General features: G+C 69.0%; 13 protein-coding genes. 5 read left to right on the forward strand and 8 right to left on the reverse strand.

Annotated features, from left to right (window positions below; genetic code table 11):
• Positions 1-18: 18 nt before the first annotated feature.
• Positions 19-828 carry a 4-hydroxy-tetrahydrodipicolinate reductase gene (gene dapB, locus J8I34_RS25025; RefSeq protein ID WP_029048353.1) on the forward strand — a complete coding sequence of 270 codons (810 nt, stop codon included), beginning with the start codon at positions 19-21 and terminating at the stop codon, positions 826-828.
• A 30-nt stretch (positions 829-858) separates the two neighbouring features.
• Here the strand turns inward: dapB and J8I34_RS25030 are convergent, their stop codons facing one another.
• The 4 genes from J8I34_RS25030 to J8I34_RS25045 form a co-directional block, all read right to left on the reverse strand.
• Entirely contained in the window at positions 859-1,653 is a 795-nt protein-coding gene (locus tag J8I34_RS25030; protein ID WP_209807223.1) for a hypothetical protein, read from the reverse strand.
• Between the two features lie 210 nt (positions 1,654-1,863).
• Positions 1,864-3,357, reverse strand: a complete 1,494-nt coding sequence (locus J8I34_RS25035) for a chloride channel protein (RefSeq protein WP_209807224.1) — start codon at positions 3,355-3,357, stop codon at positions 1,864-1,866.
• Positions 3,358-3,568: 211 nt separating this feature from the next.
• Positions 3,569-4,567, reverse strand: coding sequence for a Bug family tripartite tricarboxylate transporter substrate binding protein (locus tag J8I34_RS25040; RefSeq protein ID WP_029048356.1), 999 nt, complete (start codon positions 4,565-4,567; stop codon positions 3,569-3,571).
• 49 nt (positions 4,568-4,616) lie between these two features.
• Positions 4,617-6,110 carry an acyl-CoA synthetase gene (locus tag J8I34_RS25045; RefSeq protein ID WP_029048357.1) on the reverse strand — a complete coding sequence of 498 codons (1,494 nt, stop codon included), beginning with the start codon at positions 6,108-6,110 and terminating at the stop codon, positions 4,617-4,619.
• 129 nt (positions 6,111-6,239) lie between these two features.
• On the opposite strand from J8I34_RS25045, the gene J8I34_RS25050 reads away from it, so the two are divergent.
• The 3 genes from J8I34_RS25050 to J8I34_RS25060 all read left to right on the forward strand — a co-directional run bounded on the left by J8I34_RS25050 (position 6,240) and on the right by J8I34_RS25060 (position 9,148).
• Entirely contained in the window at positions 6,240-7,148 is a 909-nt protein-coding gene (locus J8I34_RS25050; protein ID WP_209807225.1) for a LysR family transcriptional regulator, read from the forward strand.
• 133 nt (positions 7,149-7,281) lie between these two features.
• Complete coding sequence (locus J8I34_RS25055; protein WP_029048359.1) at positions 7,282-7,797, forward strand: winged helix-turn-helix transcriptional regulator; 516 nt, start codon at positions 7,282-7,284, stop codon at positions 7,795-7,797.
• Positions 7,790-9,148 (forward strand): MATE family efflux transporter, encoded by a 1,359-nt coding sequence (locus J8I34_RS25060; protein ID WP_209776168.1) that lies wholly within the window; start codon positions 7,790-7,792, stop codon positions 9,146-9,148. The genes J8I34_RS25055 and J8I34_RS25060 overlap by 8 nt, the downstream gene beginning before the upstream one ends.
• A 56-nt stretch (positions 9,149-9,204) precedes the next feature.
• Here the strand turns inward: J8I34_RS25060 and J8I34_RS25065 are convergent, their stop codons facing one another.
• The 4 genes from J8I34_RS25065 to J8I34_RS25080 all read right to left on the reverse strand — a co-directional run bounded on the left by J8I34_RS25065 (position 9,205) and on the right by J8I34_RS25080 (position 17,618).
• Positions 9,205-10,647 carry an efflux transporter outer membrane subunit gene (locus J8I34_RS25065; protein WP_209807226.1) on the reverse strand — a complete coding sequence of 481 codons (1,443 nt, stop codon included), beginning with the start codon at positions 10,645-10,647 and terminating at the stop codon, positions 9,205-9,207.
• Positions 10,644-13,829: an efflux RND transporter permease subunit gene (locus J8I34_RS25070; RefSeq protein WP_029048362.1), complete on the reverse strand. Its 3,186-nt coding sequence runs from the start codon at positions 13,827-13,829 to the stop codon at positions 10,644-10,646. The genes J8I34_RS25065 and J8I34_RS25070 overlap by 4 nt, the downstream gene beginning before the upstream one ends.
• A complete protein-coding gene (locus J8I34_RS25075; RefSeq protein ID WP_029048363.1) occupies positions 13,826-15,049 on the reverse strand; it encodes an efflux RND transporter periplasmic adaptor subunit in 1,224 nt (407 codons plus the stop codon). The genes J8I34_RS25070 and J8I34_RS25075 overlap by 4 nt, the downstream gene beginning before the upstream one ends.
• A 184-nt stretch (positions 15,050-15,233) precedes the next feature.
• A complete protein-coding gene (locus J8I34_RS25080; protein WP_209807227.1) occupies positions 15,234-17,618 on the reverse strand; it encodes a carbohydrate-binding family V/XII in 2,385 nt (794 codons plus the stop codon).
• A 258-nt stretch (positions 17,619-17,876) separates the two neighbouring features.
• Between J8I34_RS25080 and J8I34_RS25085 the strand changes: the two genes are divergently transcribed.
• Complete coding sequence (locus tag J8I34_RS25085; protein WP_209807228.1) at positions 17,877-19,028, forward strand: metallophosphoesterase; 1,152 nt, start codon at positions 17,877-17,879, stop codon at positions 19,026-19,028.
• Positions 19,029-19,140 lie beyond the last annotated feature (112 nt).

Here is a 19,140-nt window from a genome sequence, read left to right on the forward strand (position 1 = left end):
CCAAAGCGGAGATATCCAATGAGCAATCCGATCCGTGTCGCCGTGGGCGGCGTGACCGGCTGGGCCGGCGGTGAACTGGCGCGCGGCGTGGCGCACGCCGCCGACATGACGCTGGTGGCGGGGCTGTCGCGCGGCGCCGCGGGGCAGCCGCTGGCGCAGCTAACCGGCCATGCCGACACGCCGGGCGTGGCTGCCTCCAGCATCGAGGCGCTCGGGCAGACGCCCTATGACGTCTATGTCGAGTACACCAAGCCGGTCGTCGCCAAGCACAACATCCTGCAGGCGCTGGCGCACGGCGCGCACGTGGTAGTGGGCACCTCGGGGCTGACCGACGAGGACTATGCCGAGATCGACGCGGCCGCGCGCAAAGCCGAGCGCGGCGTGCTGGCCTGCGGCAATTTCGCCATTACCGTGGTGCTGCTGCAGAAGTTTGCCGAGATGGCGGCGCGCCACCTGGAGCATTGGGAGATCATCGACTACGCCAAGGCCGGCAAGGTCGACGTGCCGTCCGGCACGGTGCGCGAGCTGGCGTACCGGCTCGGCCAGGTCAGGACCGCCGCGCAGGCAGTGCCGGTGGACCAGGTCAACGGCCCGAAGGAAACGCGCGGCGCCACCATGTCGGGCACGCAGGTGCATGCGGTGCGGCTGCCGGGCTACCAGCTCGGCGTCGAGGTGATCTTCGGCGCAGACGGCCAGCGCCTGCACCTCAAGCACGAGGCCGGCGACGGCTCCAAGCCCTATGTCGCCGGCGCGCTGCTGGCGATCCGCAAGGTCCACACCGTGCGCGGCGTGGTGCGGGGGCTGGACAAGGTGATGGAAGGACTGTGACGGCCGCAGGCCGTCACAGCTTCGCCCTGCTTACCAGCTGCCGGGGTTGACCGGCTTGGCAGGCGGCTTGGCGGCCGCCTTTTCTGTCTTTTCAGGCTTCTCGGCCTTGCCCTTCGCCGCCGGCGCCGACGCGGGGTTCAACTTGCCGTCCACCTCGGCATCCTTTTCCGCCATCAGGGCGCGCGCCTGGGGTAGCAGCATCTCGATGGTGCCGGTGGCCGGGTCTTCCGGCATCGCGTACAGCTCCACGGTCAGCGGCCTCTTCATCCAGCCGGCATGGATCGTCTTGACGGTCTTGCCGGCCTTGTCGCGCATCTCTTCCTGCTCCTGGCGGAACGGCTTGCCATACAGCGCGTTGATGCTGTCGACGGCGGCCTGCTGCGAATTGGCGCCGGCGGTCGGAACCACCAGGCCGACCAGCGCATTGCGGTCGACAAAGGCCACCACGTGCGGGCCATCCATGAAGCCGGGGCGCTTGTCGCGCGGCACGCCAACCTGGCGCACCAGGCCGTCGCCCTTCAGTTCCACGCAGAACGCGGTTACATCGCGGCCGTCGGGCGAGCGCTTGTCGGCGCAATCGGGCAGCGCAGGCAGCGGGTTGCCGATCTCGAGCATGCCCAGCAGCGGCGCCAGCGCGCTGTTGTCCGCCTTGGCGGACGGTGCTGGTGCTGGTGCTGGTGCTGGTGCTGGTGCTGGTGCTGGTGCTGGTGCTGGTGCTGGTGCTGGTGCTGGTGCGGGTGCGGCAGGCTTGGCGGCGGGGGCGGCAATGGCGCTGGCGGCGCCCATCAGGCCGGCGAGCGCCAGCCCGGCAACGGGGAATTTCAAAGTCTGACTCCTGGAAAACGGCTCCGGGTTGGAGCGCGCCCCCGCCGGGATGTTCCTGGGGACGGGTGCGGCGCCGGTCACGCATGGCAACAGGGCAGCGGCATGAGTGCCGCGCAAGCCACCGGACGCCCGCGGATCGAGGGCGAACGCTAGCTTAACCGATCGCTCCGGCGGCTCCTGCACATGCAGCAGCATCGAATGGCGGCGGCTTCAGGCCGGCCCCTTGCGCACCAGCACCAACGCCAGCGCCTCGCGCCGGAACCCATGGCTCACCTGGTGGTAGAACGGGTGCGGCGAGAACTGCCGCGAAATAAACGACGCCAGCAGCGACGCCGCCAGCAGGAACACGGTCAGGTCCTGCGTGCGCGTCATCTCCATCACGATCACGCTGGCGGTGACGGGCGCCTGCGTGGCCGCGGCGAGGAACGCCGCCATCGATACCAGCGCAAGCACGCGCGGCTCCGCCATGCCGGTGACGAACTGCGCCACGTTCTCGCCGATGCCCGCGCCGATGGCCAGCGCCGGCGTGAAAATCCCGCCCGGGATGCCGGCAAAGTACGACACCACCGTCGCCACCAGCTTGGCGACGCCGAACCACAGCGTCGCATGCGATTCGCCGTTGATCAGCGCCGAGGCCTGCTCGTAGCCGGTGCCGAAGGTGGCACCCGCGGTGGCCACGCCAAGCACCGCCACCACCAGCCCGCAGCCGAACGCTACCCACACCGGATGCTGCATCGGCCAGGCGCGCCAGCGTGCCGGCAGCAGGCCGGGCACGCCGCCCGCCAATGCCTTGGCGAAGAAGCCGCCCAGCACGCCATTGAGCAGCGCGCAAACCAGCACCGGCCCCCAGGCGTTGCTCAGTACCAGCATCGGCACCTTGACGACGAAATACGGGTTGTTGCCCAGCACCGCCAACGATAGGAAGCCGGCGGTCAGTACGCCCGACAGCACCAGCCGGTCCCAACGCACCGCGGTACTGCGCCCCAGCTCCTCGATGGCGAAAACCACGCCTGCCAGCGGCGTGTTGAACGCGGCCGCCAGCCCGCCGGCCGCGCCCGCGGCGATCAGCGCGTTGGGATGGAAGCCGATGCGCAAGCGCAGTTTCTGCTGGCACCAACGGCCCCACGCCAGCATGGCCGCGGCGCCGACCTGCACCGACGGCCCCTCGCGGCCCACCGACGCGCCGGCGAGCAACGCCAGCGTGGTCAGCAACACCTTCCACATCGATTGCCGCAACGACACCAGCGCCGTCTGCGCCGGGCCATTCGGCGGCAGCTTGAACGCCGCGATCACCTGCGGGATGCCGCTGCCGCGCGCCTGCGGCGCGAAGCGGATCGTCAGCCAGCGCAGCGCGGCCAGGCCGAACGGCAGCATCACGAAGGCCAGCCACGGCGTGGCCTGGGTCAGCTGGTGGTTCCAGCGCAGCGCCACCTCGGCGATCCACGCGAACACCAGCGAAAACAGGCCGACGAAGCCGGCGCCGAACATGAATACCGTGTAGCGCAGCGTGGTGCGCGAGATGCGGCCGGCCTGGCGCGATTTGCGCCGGGCTGCGAGGCGGGCGCGGCGGGTGAGTTCGTCGATCAGGCGGGGATCGGGGGGCGGTGCGGCGGGATCCTGAGCGTCCGGATGCTGCGCCGGTTCTGTGGGCGATGGATCGGCGGTATCGGCATTCTTGGGTTCGGTGGACTCGCGCTCGGTCATGACACGGGGCGTTGCTGGGACATTCGGCGCGGTGCGGGGGTGCGCCAGGAATCAGCGAGAACTATACGCCCATCGTTGCGACGTGGGCCCAAGGGTGGCCGGTGATCGTCGGGCATGAGCGCTTGAGCAAACTACCGCCCGGCCGCGAAGGCTCGCCTCTCCCGCACGCGGGAGAGGCGAGCAAGCCGAGCGCTTGCCAGCGCATGCATCCCTAATCCAGCGAAATATTATTCGCCTTGATCACCTTCCCCCAATGCTCCCGGTCCGCCTCGATGTACCGGTCGATCTCCGCCTGCGTGCGCGGCGGCTGCACGATCAGGCCGAGCCCGCTGAAGGTTGCACGGAACTGCGGATCCTTCAGCACGTGCGATGCCGCAGCCTGCAATTTGGCCACCGCCTCGGGGGGCGTCTGTGCGGGCACCGCCAGCCCGAACCACGTCGCGGCCTGGAAATTGGGATAGCCGCTCTCGGCCACGGTCGGCACGTTGGGCAGCACCTCCAGCCGGGTGCGGCCGGTGACCGCCAGCGCCTTGAGCTTGCCGGCCTTGATATGCGGCAGCGAGGTGCTGACCACGTCGACCATCAGCTGCACGTCATTGGCCAGCAGCGCCGCCAGCGCCGGCGCGCTGCCGTTGTAGGGCACGTGGGTAACGTTGATGCCGAGCTCGGTCTTCAGCATCTCGGTGGCCAGCTGCAGCGCATTGCCCAACCCCACCGACGCATAGTTGAGCTTGCCGCCGGACGATTTGGCGTAGGCCGCGAACTCCTTGATGCTGGTGGCCGGCACCTGGGTATTGGTCACCACCACCAGCGGCGCCTCGGCGCCGATCGTGAAGATCTTGAAGTCCTTGGGCGGATCGTAGGTGATCTTCTTGTACAGCATCGGATTGAGCACCATGCTGCCGTTGGTTGCCAGCACCATGGTGTAGCCGTCGGCGGGCGCACGTGCCACGCTGTTGGTGCCGATCATGGTGGCGGCACCGGGGCGGTTCTCGACCACCACGGTCTGGCCGAGCTGGCGCGACATGCCGTCGGCCAGCGCGCGTCCGAACTGGTCGGTCGAGCCGCCCGGCGTGTACGGCACCACCAGCTTGAGCGGCCGGTCCGGATAGGCGGCCAGCGCGGCGCCGCCCCACAGTGCCAGCGCGCATCCGGCGCCGGCTGCCATCGCGGCGAGCCAGGTGCGCCGTCCGCTGTTGTCCTTGTGCATCGCGTCTCCTCCTGTGGTTATCTTTGTGTTGCCGCGCCGCCCGGTACGCTTAAACGCGCCGCTGACGGCCTTCCCAGTATCGGTCACGCAGCCGGCGCTTGGCGAGCTTGCCGGTCTCGTCGCGCGGCAGCTGCGGCTCGATCACGATGCTGCGCGGCACCTTGAAGCCCGACAGCCGCTGGCGCAGCCATTCGATCACGTCGGCCTCGCGGATTTCCGCGCCCGGCATCGGCTGCACCAGGCCCAGCAGGCGCTCGCCGTACTCGTCATCGGGGACGCCGAACACCACGCAGTCGGCCACGCCGGGATAGCGCACCAGCTCGTGCTCGATCTCGGCCGGGTAGATGTTGACGCCGCCGGAGATCACCATGTCCGAGGCGCGGTCGCAGATGAACAGGTAGCCGTCGGCATCGACGTAGCCCATGTCGCCCAGCGTCACCAGCCCGCCACGGTCGATGGCGCTGCGCGCGGCGTCGTTGTTGCGGTAACTGAAGTCGGGATAGGCGGGCTGGCGCACGTAGACCAGGCCGACTTCACCCGGCGCGCACTCGCGGCCGTCTTCGTCCAGGATGCGCAGCTGCGCGTCGTCGACAGGCTTGCCGGCGGTGCCCGGGCGCGCGGCGGCGTCGGCCGGCGTGGCCACGGTGATCATGCCGGCCTCGCTGGAGGCATAGGTCTCGTAGATGATGGGGCCGAACCAGTCGAGCATGGCGCGCTTGACCTCCGGCGCGCACGGCGAGCCGGTCGAGGCGACGAAGCGCAGCGACGACACGTCGTACTTCGCGCGCACCTCGGGCGGCAGCTTGAGCAGGCGCACGTACATGATAGGCACCAGGTAGATCACGTCGATGCGGTGTTTCTCGATCAGCGCCAGCACCTGCTCGGCATCGAAGCGCGGCGTGATCACCAGCCGCTCCGCCATCTGCAGCGCGTTCTGGATAAACGAGCTTGGCGCGCTGTGATACAGCGGCGCCGACATCAGCGCGCGGCAGCCCGGCTCGAGACCGTAGGTCTGCCGCACCAGCGAACGGGCGCGCGCCTGCTGCGCTTCCAGCTGGTCCAGCGGGACCGGAGCGCGCACCACGCCCTTGGGCCGGCCGGTGGTGCCGGAGGTGTAGGCCATGTGGCCGCGCGGCGCCACGCGCGGGCCGTCATACGCCGGCTGCTGTGCCAGCCAGCCCTCATACTCGATCGCGCCCTCGGCGCCACCGCCGACCGACAGCACCGTCATGCCGGCGGGCACGGCCTCATGCACCGCGGGCAGCAGGTCGGACTGGACCAGCAACGCCTTGGCGCCGCTGTCGGCCAGCAGGAAGCGCACCTCCTCGGCGGTGAAGTGCCAGTTGATCGGGCAGTAGTAGCAGCCGGCGGTGCGGCAGGCATTAACCACGTCGGCGTAGGCGGGATCGTTGCGCAGCAGCACCGCCACCACGTCGCCCTGCTGCACGCCCAGCCGGCGCAGGCCGCCGGCGAGTTGCGCGCCGCGCGCCACCAGTTCGTCGGCGCTGCGGTGCATGTCTTCAAACCAGAGGTCCGTGGCCATCCGTTGTCTCCTTTTTTCGCTGAGCTGACTGACAGCTTGCCACTGTATCGGCGCGGTCCTGCATCGACAATCACGCGCAGCGGAATCACAATGTTGCGCCAGACTCGACAATCCCACAGGCAATCCCGGATGGACCTCAACCTGATCCAGGCCTTCGTCGACATCGTCGATGCCGGCAACCTTGCCGAAGCGGGCCGGCGGCGCGGCGTCACGCGCTCGCAGGTCAGCCGCCAGCTGCGCGAGCTCGAGCACCAGGCCGGCGCCCAACTGCTGCGCCGGACCACGCGGCGGCTGGAACTGACCGAGCCCGGCCATGCGCTGTACCAGCATGGCGTGCGCATCCTGCAGGAGGTGACTTCGGCACAAGCGGAAATCGACAGCCTGGGCAAGACCCTGCGCGGCCATGTGCGCGTGAGCGTGCCGACCGGGCTGGGCGATGCCTATATCGCGCCATTGCTGCTGCGCTTTGCCAAGCTGCATCCCGGGATCACGCTGCGGGTGTTCTTTGCCAACCGCGTCAACGACCTGATCGCGGCGGAGATCGATGTGGCGCTGAAGGTCACCTCTGCGCCGCCGCTGGACCATGTGGCGCGGGAAATCTGCGATATCCGCTGGCAACTGTATGCATCGCCGGAATACCTTGCGACCATGCCGCCGGTGCGGGTGCCACCCGATCTGGCCGGGTGCAGCTTCCTTTGCCCGCCCTATACGCCGCGCCAGTTCGCGCTGTCGCTGTACCGCGAGGGTCAGCGCGTCGACGTGGCGCTGACGCCGACGCTGCAATCCGAGCACTTCCTGTTCCTGGCACGCGCGGTGACGGAGGGGCACGGCATCGGCCTGCTGCCGGTCTATATCGGCTGGGAGGAAGTGCGCGCTGGCAAACTTGTGCCGGTGCTGCCGGACTGGCGGCCCGAGGGCCTGGGCAACCGGCTCTTCATCATCACCACCCCCAATCTGCATCCGTCGATGGCCACGCGCGCGCTGATCGAATTCATGCGCGACGAACTGGGCAAGCTGGAGGTCTTCGCCGCGCCCTGACCGCGCGGCCGGTGATCGAACAGAATCACGCGTTGGCGGCACTGTCCGGGTCCGCAGACTTGCATTCTGCAAGCTATGCTTCAGGGAACTTGCAAAATGCAAGCATGCTGACCACCGCGAGGCGGAGACATCCATGCCCCCAACCGATTTCACTTCGATGCCCTGCCCGGTCGCCCGCTCGATGGCGGTGCTGGGCGAGCGCTGGGCCATCCTGGTGCTGCGCGAGGCCTTCTACGGCAGCACGCGCTTCGATGAGTTCGAACGCAACCTGGGCATCGCCCCCAATATCCTCAGCGCCCGGCTCAAGACGCTGGTAGCGCACGGCCTGCTCGCCCGCGTCACGCCAGAGGGCGGCGGCCGCCATGTCTACCAGCTGACCGGCAAGGGCCGTGACTTCTTCCCGGCCTATGTCGCGCTCAAGGCCTGGGCCGACCGCTGGATGACCGATGAGAAGGGTCCGCTGACGCTGCTGCAGGACCGCCGCACCGGCCAGGAAATCGCCGAACCCGCGCTGGCACGCGCCGACGGCACGCCGATCACGCTGGACGACGTGCGCGTGCTGCCCGGCCCGGGCGCCGGCCGCTTCCTGCGGCGCCGCTTCGGCGAACCCGACACCATCGGCCACGTGGCGGAGCACGAACATGAGTGAAACCCATGCCTTGCCCGCCGGCAGCGTACCGGCCGAGACAGTCCCCGCCAGCGAACTCGCCCGCCGCATCGGCCGCCTGGCCGGTCCGACCGCGCTGATCGCGGTGCTGCAGGCCGTGGGCCAGCTGATCGAAACCTGGCTGGCCGCGCGCCAGGGCACCGCCGCCCTGGCGGGCTGGGCGGTGGTGCTGCCGTTTGCGCTGCTGCTGCAGCAGATGTCGGCCGGCGCCATGGGCGGCGGCGTGGTCGCGGCGATCGCGCGGGCGCTGGGTGCCAACAGGCGCGACGAGGCCTCGGCACTGGTGATGCATGCGCTGCTGATTGCGGTCACGGCCGGGCTGGCCTTTGCCGTGGTGCTGGCCGGCTTTCCGCGGGGCGTGCTCGGCGCCGTCGCCGGCGCCACCGCTGCCGAAGCTGCTGCCACCTATGCGATCTGGCTGTTCGGCGCGGGCGCGATCCCGGCGTGGCTGGCCAATACGCTGGCCTCGGTACTGCGCGGCGGCGGCCGCCATGCGCTGGCGGCGCGCGTGCTGGCGCTGATGTGGGTGGCCTTCCCGGTGCTGGCGTGGCTGCTGTCCGAACCCGCCGGCATGGGGCTGGCCGGCATCGGCGCGGCGCTGGCCGCGGTCTCGTGGGGCGCGGCCCTGGCGATGGCAATCGTGGTCGCGCGCGGTGGCGCGGGCTTCGTGCCGGTGCTGCGGGTGCAGCCGTCGTGGGCGCTGTTCTCGCGGATCCTGTCCGTGGGGCTGGTGGCGTGCGCGCTGGCGTCGGTGGCCAACCTGACCACCATCCTCGTCACCGCGCAGCTGCGCCACCATGGCACCGCGGCGGTGGCGGCCTACGGCATCTCGGCGCGGCTGGAATTCCTGATGATCCCGCTGGCGTTCGGCGTGGGCTCGGCGCTGACGGCGCTGGTCGGGCGCGCGGTCGGTGCCGGCGACTGGCATACGGCGCGCCGCACCGCATGGGTTGGCGCCTTCCTCGCGCTGGCGATCGCGGGCACGTCCGGCGCAGCGGTGGGACTGGCGCCGATGCGCTTTGCGAGCCTGTTCAGCAGCGATGCCGAGGTGATCGCCATCGCCGCGCGCGCACTGTCGTGGGTGGGACCGGCGTTCGGCGGCTTCGGCCTGGGGATGGCGCTTTACTTCGCCTCGATGGGCGCCGGCCGCATGCGCTGGCCGGTGGCGGCCGGGCTGTGCCGGATCGCGCTGGCCGCGGGCGGCGGCTGGGTGCTGGCCAATGTGTTCGGCATGGGCCTGGACGGGCATTTCCTGGGCGTGGCGCTGGGGATCACCGCCTATGGCGTGGTGACGGCGATGGGCGTCAGGCAAGGGGAGTGGTCGGCGCGGTGAGGGCGAAAGCGCCGAGAGGAAGAACTCTTGCGGCGCCAGCCAGCAAGCTTGCGCCGCTACCGCGCCAGCACCTTCGCATCCCCCTGCATCCCCGCCTCGCGCACGGCCTGCGGCACCGACGGCCAGCCGCCGCCCAGCGACTTGTACAGCGCCGCGGTGCTGGTCAGCACGTCGACCTGGCCCTGGATCGCCGCCAGTTGCGCGTCGAACAGCTTCTCGCGCGCATTGGTGACCTCCAGGTAGCTCGAATACCCGCCCTCATACCGGGCAAAGGCCTGGTCCGCATAGATGAACAGGCTCTGTTCCTGCCGGCGCAGGCTGCCCAGCCGCGTGCGGGTCTCGACGCCATTGGCTAGCGCGCTGTTCACATCCGCCAGCGCGGCGAGCACCGTGCCCTGGTACGCAAACATGGCCTGGTCGCGCTGCGCGGACGCAGTCTGCACCTGCCCGCGAATGGCGCCGCCCTGGAAGATCGGCTGGGTCAGCCCCGCGCCGAAGGCCCACACCCGCGACGCGCTGTCCCACAGCGCGCCCGGCGACGCCGCCACGGCGCCGAACAGGCCGCCCAGGTTGACCGCCGGCAGGTAGAGTGCCTGCGCCGCGCCCAGCTGCGCATTGGCGGCGATGGCGGCCTGCTCGGCCTGCAGCACATCGGGCCGGCGCGAGAGCAACGCGGCCGGCAGGTCCGCGCCAACCGGCGGCGCCTGCAGCTCGTTGATCGGCTTGCCACGCTCGATCGGGCCCGCCGGCCGGCCCAGCAGCACCGACAGCGCGTTCTCGGTCTGCGCGATGGCGGCACGCAGCGGCGGGATCGAGCCCTCGGCCACGTAGTAGTCGTTCTCGGCCTGCGCCATTTCCAGCTGCGAGATCACGCCGCCTTCGTAGCGCTGGCGGAAGATGTCCAGCCCGCTCGCGCGCGATGCCAGCGTCTGCTGCGCGACGTCGAGCTGCGCATCGAGCCCGCGCAGCGTGGCATACCCCTGCACCACCGAAGCCGCCAGCGCCAGCACCACGCCGCGGCGCGCATACTCGGCATTCCACAGGCTGGCCTCGGCCGCCTCGGCCTGCCGGCGGATGCGGCCCCACAGGTCGATCTCCCAGTTGGCGTTGGCCAGCAGCTGGTAGGTATTGCCGGTGCCGCCGCCGAACTGCGTGCTGTTCAGGCTGCCGATGCTTTGACGCGCGGCCGACGCGGAAAGATTGAGCTGCGGGAAAAAGCCGGCGCGCGCCACCATCAGCTGGCCCCGGAATTCGTCGATGCGCGCGGCGGCGATCCGGACATCGTAGTTGCCGGCCAGCGCCGCATCCACCAGCGCGTTCAGCACCGGGTCGCTGAACTGGTTCCACCAGTCGCTGTCGGCGGCGATCGCCAGCGCGCCGGTGTCGAGGCGGTACTGCGCCACCTCCGGCGTCTCCGGGCGCTGGTAGTTGGGGCCGATCGCACAGCCGCCCAGTGTTGCCGCGACGCTGGCCGCCAGCATCCACGCACGTGGGCTCATAGCGTTTCTCCGGCGGGCGGGGTGGTGGGTGGCGTGGCGGGCGGCTGCGGCGCATCGCCCGCCTTTTCCGCCTTCTTGGGCTTGCCCTCGGACAGGCGCTCCAGCCCCCAGAAGAACATCGGGATAAAGAACAGCGCGATTACCGTCGCCCCGAGCATGCCACCGATCACGCCCGTGCCAAGCGACTGCCGGCTGGCCGCCGAGGCGCCGCTGGCGATGGCCAGCGGCACGCAGCCCAGGATAAACGCCAGCGAGGTCATGATGATCGGCCGCAGGCGCAACTTGGACGCATGGATGGCGGCATCGTACGCGCTCAGCCCTTCCTTCTCGCGCATTTCCACCGCGAACTCGAAGATCAGGATCGCGTTCTTCGCCGCCAGCGCGATCAGCACGGTCAGGCCGATCTGGAAGTAAACGTCGTTCTCCATGCCGCGCATCAGGATGCCGAGCAGCGCGCCGAACAGCGCGAACGGCACGGCCAGCAGCACGCCGAGCGGCAGCGACCACTTCTCGTACTGCGCCGCCAGGATCAGGAACACCATCAGCAAGGCAAAGGCGAAGACGTAGACCGCGGTGGAGCCGGCGGTCTTTTCTTCGTAGGCCTGGCCGCTCCAGGCGTAGGCGTAGCCCGGCCCCAGCACCTCCTGCGCTACCTCCTCCATGGCCTTGATGGCTTCCCCGGAACTGTAGCCGGGCGCGGAATCGCCCATGACCTTGGCGGCCGGGAAGTTGTTGAAGCGCGTGACGATGTCGGCCCCCGGCACATACCTGGTGGTGGTCACCGCCTTGATCGGCACCATTTCGCCGTTGTGGTTGCGCACGTAGACCTTGTCGAGGTCTTCCGGCCGCGAGCGAAACTCGGGCTCGGCCTGCAGGATTACCTGGAACAAGCGGCTGTTCTTCGGGAACTGGCTCACGTAGAGCGAGCCGAACATGGTCTGCAGCGCAGAATAGACGTTCTCGACCGGCACGCCCTGGGTTTCGGAGCGCTCCCGGTCGACTTCGACCAGGAACTGGCGCGAGCGCGAATTGATCGTGGAGTTCACGCCGCTCAGCTCCGGCCGATGGCGGGCCTTGGCGATGAACTCATGGACCTTTTGCTCCAACTGCTGGTAAGTCCCGTCTGCCGTGCTCTGCAGCCAGAACTCGAAGCCGCCGGTGGTGCCAAGGCCCGGGATCGACGGCGGATTCAGCGGGATCACGACGCCGTCCTGGTAGCGGGAGAACTCCTGGCGGGCCTTCTGCATCAGTTCGGTCGCCGTCTGGCCGGCACCCCGCTCATGGAAGCCCTTGAGCGTGACGAACAGCGTGCCGGCGTTGGCCTTGTTCTGGGAATCGATCAGGCTGTAGCCATCGACCGACGCCACCGACGAGACGCCGGGCTGCTTGGCGAACCATGTCTCCGCGCGGCCAGATAATGTCTGGGTACGGTCCAGGCTGGCCGCGTCCGGCATCACCACCGCGCCGAACAGGTAACCCTGGTCCTCCACCGGCAGGAACGAGGTCGGGATGCGCATGAACATGACCACGCTGACCGCTACCATCGCCAGGATGATGGCAATCGACATCACCGTGCGCCGGATCACGATCTGCAGCGACTTGTCATAGCCGGCCACGAGCCGGTCGAAGGAATTGTTGAACCAGGTGAAGAAGCGGTTCTTCTTGTGCTCGCCGGGCTTGAGCAGGATCGCCGCCATCGCCGGCGACAACGTCAGCGCCACCACGCCGGACAGCACCACCGACACCGCGATGGTGATGGCGAACTGCTTGTACAGCTGCCCGGTGATGCCCGACAGGAACGCCACCGGGATGAACACCGCCAGCAGCACCAGCACGATCGCGACCACCGGGCCGCTGACCTCGTCCATCGCCTTCTTGGCCGCCTCCTTGGGCGGCAGGTTGAACTCCGTCATGTTGCGCTCGACGTTCTCGATCACCACGATCGCGTCGTCGACCACGATGCCGATGGCCAGCACCATGCCGAACAAGGTCAGCATGTTGACCGAGAAGCCGAACGCGCTCATGCCGACGAAGGCGCCGATGATCGACACGGGCACGGCCAGGATCGGCACCAGCGTGGCACGCAGGCTCTGCAGGAACAGGAACACCACCAGGATCACCAGGATCACCGCGTCGCGCAGCGTGTGCACCACCTCGTCGATCGACTCCTGCACGAACTCCGTGGTGTCGAGCGCGACCTCGTATTCCAGCCCCGGCGGGAAGCTCTTCTTCAGCTCCGCCAGCGTGGAGCGCACCTGCTTGGCAACATCCAGCGCATTGGCCCCCGGCTGCTGGTACACCGCCAGCAGCGTGGCGGTCTTGCCGTTGTAGCGGCTGCGCAGCGAGTAGTCCTTGGAGCCGAGCTCGGCGCGGCCGATGTCCTTCAGGCGCACCAGCGCGGCGTCGCCGGACTGCGCGCGCAGGATCATGTTTTCAAACTCGGCGGGCTCGGTCATGCGGCCCTTGGTGGCGATCGGAAAGGTCTGCTGCACCGGCCCGGTGGTCGGCGACTGGCCGATGCGCCCCGCGGAAAACTGCTGGTTCTGGTTGGCGACCGCGTTCTTGACGTCCTCGGTGGTGATGCCCAGCGAAGCCATGCGGTCCGGCCGCAGCCAGATGCGCATGGCGTAGTCCGGGCTGCCGAAGATCGATGACTGGTTGGCGCCGGGGATGCGCTTGAGCGCATCCAGCACGTAGATGTTGGCGTAGTTGCCGACGAAGGTCTGGTTGTAGCTGTTGTCCGGCGAGTAGATGGCGATCACCATCATGAACGCCGACGACCGCTTCTGCACCGAGACGCCCTGCGCGGTCACCGCATCGGGCAGCGTGGGCAGTGCCAGGTTGACGCGGTTCTGCACGTCCACCTGCGCGAGTTCAGGGTCGGTGCCGATCTCGAAATAGGTGGTCAGCGTCAGGTCGCCGGTGGAGGAACTCGTCGAGTTCATGTACATCATGCGGTCGGCGCCGTTGACCTGCTGCTCGATCGGCGCGGCCACGTTCTGCGCCACCACTTCGGCGCTGGCGCCCGGGTACCGGGTCGTGACCGTGATGGACGGGGGCGTGATATCCGGAAACTGGGCGATCGGCAGCTTGGTCAGCGCTACCAGGCCGCCCACCGTGATGATGATGGACAGCACCGATGCGAAGATCGGCCGGTCGATAAAGAAATGGGCAAGCTTCATGGCTTGCCCCCGGTGGTGCCGGCTGCCTGGGGCGCGGCCGCGCCGGAGGCGGCCGGTGCCGCTGCGGCCTGGGCGCCGCTGGCCGGGCCATGCGCGGCCGCCTGGGCCGCCGGCACGGCCTTGACCGGCGCACCGGGCATCAGGCGCAGGATCCCGCTCACCGCCACGCGCTCACCAGCCTTCAGCCCCGAGCGCACCACCCAGTTGGAGCCGGTCCACTCGCCCACGTCGACCACGCGCTGCTGCGCCTTGTTGTCCGGGCCGATGACCCAGACCGTCTGGCCGCGCGGGCCTTGCACAATGGCTTCCTGCGGCACGGCAATGGCCTGCGTGCGCATCGCGCCATGCACCTTGACCCGCACGAACTGGCCCGGCCTCAGGGCCCCCTGCGGATTGGCGACCTCGGCGCGAACCAGGTAGGTGCCGGTTTCCTGGCTGAACGAAGCGTCGGCAAAGGCAATCCTGCCGTGGTGCGGGAACTCCGATCCGTCGGCCAGCACGATGACAATGTCGAAGGCCTCCTGCGCCGGGTACTTGATGGCGCCGGATTTCTCCGATGAGCGGATCGACAGGACCTCGTTTTCCGACAGGCTGAAGTTGACCCACATCGGATCCAGCTTGGCGACATAGGTCAGCAGGCTGTTTGTGGTATCGATATAGGATCCCACCTGCCGCTTGGCAAAGCTCGACAGGCCCGCGACCGGCGACTTGATCGTGGTGTAGCTCAGGTTCAGCCTGGCATTGATCACATTGGCGCGCGCCTGCTCCACCGCGGCCGCGGCCTCCTGCTCCTTGCCGGTGGCGTCATCCAGGTCGCGCTGGCTGAGGGCATTGCGCGCCGCCAGCGGGCGCACGCGGTTCAGGTCGGCGCGCGCGGTGTTCAGCCGCGCTTGCTGCTGCGCCAGTTCGGCCTCGGCCGCCTTCAGGGTGGCCTCGAACGGCTTGGGATCCATCAGGAACAGGGTCTCGCCCGCCTTGACCAGGGCACCCTCCGAATAGACCCGCTTCTCCAGGAAGCCATTGACGCGCGCGCGTATCTCCACCTGCTGCGAGCTCTGGGTCTGGCCGACGAAATCAAAGATGAGCGGCACGTCGCGCAGCGCCACGGTGATGACGCCCACCTCGGCTGCCGGTGGCGCCACCGCTGCCGGCTTTTCCTTGCCGCAGCCCGCCACCAGCAACAGGGCCAGCAGGCCCGCCGCGCTGCACCCTTTGAGCATTATCCTCACGTGACCTCCTCCGCCAGCAACCATGGCTGCCCCCGATGCCAGACGTAGTGGCGCCCGCCACCCGATCCGGTGCCTGTTCAGGCAGGTTAAGGCGCGCCCATGGACGCGCCAATTCAATCTTTCTTGTGCCCGTGTTTAGTCGTTTCGACAGTCGCGGCCCGCCCGGCAGTCCGCCTCAGCGGCGGAAGCCGCCATGGAACCGGCCCCCGCCGCGGAATCCCCCGCCGCCAAACCGGCCCGCGCCCTGCCACTGCTGCGCCATGCCGCTGAAGCGCTGTTGCCCCACTTCGCGCGCCTGGCGCTGCTGGTCCAGCCGGCCGGTCACTTCGTTGTTGGCCTGCACCGGCTCCCAGCCGCCGGGCGTGTGCTTCTGCCAGCCGCTGTCGGTATGCTGGTAGACCGAGCCATCATGGCCGGCATAGACATTGCCGTTGTTCCACACCAGGGCGGTGTCCTTGCCCGGGTTGGCAACGAAGCCGCGGCTGCCGGCGGTGTGCTCGCCGGTCTGCGTGTTGCCGGCAATGCCGGCCTCGGCCGCGCCCACGCGGCCGGTCTGCGCGTTGTAGCCGGCCGCCTGGCGCCCGGCTGCGTAGTCGCCGGTATATGTATTGCCGGCAACGCCGCCGCGCGCGGCACCCTCGCGCCCGGTGGAGGGGTTGGAGAACGAGCCCTGGCGACCGGCGGCGTAGTTGCCGGAATACGGGTTGAACGCGGCACCTCGGCTGCCCTGGTAGCGCGCGCCGGTGGCCGGGTTGAATCCCGACGCCGCGCTGCCGCGCCACTCGGTGCCGGTCCACGCATTCCAGCCTTGCGCATGCGTCACCGTGCCCTGCCCCCAGCGGCCGTAGAAGTTGGCCTGGTTCACGTTGACGTAGTTCCAGTTATAAGGGCCGCCCCACCAGTACGGTCCCCAGTACGGAGCCGCCGCCCCCCAGAACGCCCCCGCGGCAAAGCCGAAGGCAAACCCCTCCGCCATGCCGATGCCAAAGCCTGCGCCGTAGCCGTAGGTAACCGGGTAGCCGTAATAGACCGCTCCGACGTAGGGCGGATAGACGTAGCCGGTGCCGTACACGACCGTGCCATCTGGACTGACCACCACGCCCATGTACCCGGGGGTGTAACCAACCACGACGGCTTCCGGCGTGACCGAGTAGATCCGTACATAGGTCACGTAGTAGAGCGGCGAGGTTGGCGGGATGGTGTAGATGGCGGACGGCACCTCGGTGGCGACGCGCCACGGTCCCGACGGTGCCGGCGCCGTGAACCAGACGCCGTTGGCAACCGCGTAATAGTGGCTGGCATCGACCTCGATCACCGGCGTGCCCGTGTTCGCCGCATAGCTGAGCGAGGTGCCGGTGATCGGCGTAAAGCGCGGCACGCCGTCGTAGCTGACGTTCAGGCTGGCCCTGCTGCGCGACACCGTGGCGGTCTGCGGGATGGTGGCAGCGATCTCGGCCTCGCGCGCCTGCGGCGTGCCCGGCACCGACACCAGCACATTGGCCTTCGGGTCGGTCGCCGGAATCCTGGCGAAATCCGCCGGCAGCTCGCGGCCAGGCACGTATTCCCACGGCCCGGTCAGCATCGGCGCGCGGAACCATCGACCCGACACCAGCACGTAATACTGGTTGGTGGCCGGGTCGACGAAGATGGCGTGATCGGAGTTGGAGACCGTCAGCAGGCCCACGCCGCTGACCGGCGTCATCTGCGGCGCGCCGCTGGTAATGACCAGCTCGGTCGGCCGGGTGGCGAAAACGATCTCCGGCGCCCGCGCCGGGCGCTTGCCGCCGGCGGGCAGCATTGCATCAGGCTTCATGCCGGCGGCGGCCTTGGTGGCGGCATTTTCCAGCGCCTTCGGCACGGTCGTCATGACCTCCCATGCTCCGCCCGCGGATTCGGAGCGGTACCAGTAGCCGGCGGCCTTCAGGTACAGCTCGCCGCCCGACTCGCGCAGCAACAGGGCACGGCTGTTGAGGGCGCGTTCGTATTGCGTGCCGGGGACGGCGCGCCAGGCCGGGTCGCCGTCGACCAGCACCAGCAGTGTCGGCGTGGTCGCAAACAGGATCTGCGGCGCGTCGTTGCGGACCGGCACACGGCCGGCGCGGGCCAGTTGCTGAGACACGGCATAGCTGGCCTGCAACTGGTCCAGCGGCACGGTCAGGCCGTTGGCCGGCAGCCGGGACACCAGCGCCTGGCGTACCCGTTCGGCGGCGTCGGGCCTGGTGGGGACTTCCACGCTCCCGATGCGCAGCGCACTCAGCTGCACCAGCCCGGATGGCTTGTCGATATCGGCGCTGGCCGAGAAATGCACTACACCATAGGTGGGCGAGCCACCCTTCTCCCCCACCGCCACGGCGGCCCGCCCCGACAGCCGGTTGCCGTCCCAGGTCTCGACCTGCGGCTGGTAAAGCTCGACATGGTCGTTGGCGGCGTCGAAATTGCGCGGCCAGCCCAGCGTTGCGGCCGCCTGTGGCGGCGTCGTGGCGGCTTGCGGCGCCATGGGCGCCAGCGCAAGCCATGCCGCCGCAATCAGGACGCTGGTCTGCTTGAGGCAAGAAAACATGGATTTCTCCGGCAAGGAGGGCACGATGCTGCACAGCAAGCGGCCCATGCTGGCAATCTAAATTAGGCCGGACAGGCGAACAATCGCATTTGAAAACATTCAGGGGCGGCGCAAAAAAAGACAGATCAGGCCGCCGCGAGGCTTCCGCACGCGGCGCGGGTGTGCATCTTGCTTGGCCGGCGGCGGCTGCTTCCACCCTTGAAGCGCACCCGCAGCGGCCTCATCTCCCGATTCCACCCTGGCTCTCGCCGCGCCCCTATGCCCCCTCGCACCACCATCCTGACCGCCGCCCTGATCACGGCACTGCTGCACGGCTATATCGGGCTGCGCCTGTTGCCGGCGATGCCCGTGCCGATGCTGGTCAAGACGCTCGCCGTGATCTGGCTCGCCCTGTCCTGCGCGCTGCTGCCCGCCGGGTTGCTGGCACGCCGCTTCAGCCAGCCGTGGGCGGACCGGATTTCCTGGATCGGCATGCTGGCAATGGGATTCTTCTCATCCCTGCTGCTGCTGACCCTGGTGCGCGACGTCGCGCTGGCCGCCGCCTGGCTGGTGGGCAAGCTGCTCGGCTGGCAAGCCCCCGGGCTGGTTGCGGGCAGCGCCCTCGCCGTGCCGCTGCTGGCACTGCTGGTCACGCTGGCCGGCTATATCAACGCCCGCCGCGTGGCGCGCGTGGTCGAGGTCGACGTGCCGGTGTCCGGACTGCCCGAGGCGCTGCACGGCTTCACCATCGCGCAGATCAGCGATATCCACGTCGGCCCCACCATCAAGGGGCCCTACCTCGACCGCATCGTCGACCGCGTCAACAGCCTCAAGCCGGACGCCGTGGCCATCACCGGCGACCTGGTCGACGGCACCGTTCGCGAACTTTCCGCCCATACCGCGCCGCTGGCGCGGCTGCAGTCTCGCCATGGCAGCTACTTCGTCACCGGCAACCACGAGTACTACGCGGGCGCACAGCCGTGGATCGACGAACTGCGCCGGCTCGGCCTGTGCGTGCTGATGAACGAGCACGTGGTAGTGCAGCACGGCGGGCAGCCGCTGGTGCTGGCAGGCGTGACCGACTACTCCGCCGGCCGCTTCCATGAAAGCCACCGCAGCGACCCGCACCGCGCCATCGCCGGAGCGCCGACGGAAGCCGGGGTGCGGGTGCTGTTAGCGCACCAGCCGCGCACGGCGGTAGCTGCGGCCGAGGCAGGCTTCGACCTGCAACTGTCGGGGCATACCCATGGCGGGCAGTTCTGGCCCTGGAACCTGTTCGTGCCGATGCAGCAGCCGTACACCGCGGGGCTGGTGCGGCATGGGGCGATGTGGATCTATGTGAGCCGGGGGACGGGGTACTGGGGACCGCCGAAGCGCTTTGGGGCGCCGTCGGAGATCACCCGGTTGAGGCTGGTGCGGGCCACTGAATAGCGCGCGCCGCGCCAATAGCGTGTCCCCTTCCAGCCAATCGGCATAGGGGGCAGCCGCACTGGCTGCGCCCCTGCCACACCACCCGGCATGCGGGTCCGCACCGGGCGGTTCG

The organism is Cupriavidus phytohabitans, from assembly GCF_017815025.1.
GTDB lineage: Bacteria > Pseudomonadota > Gammaproteobacteria > Burkholderiales > Burkholderiaceae > Cupriavidus.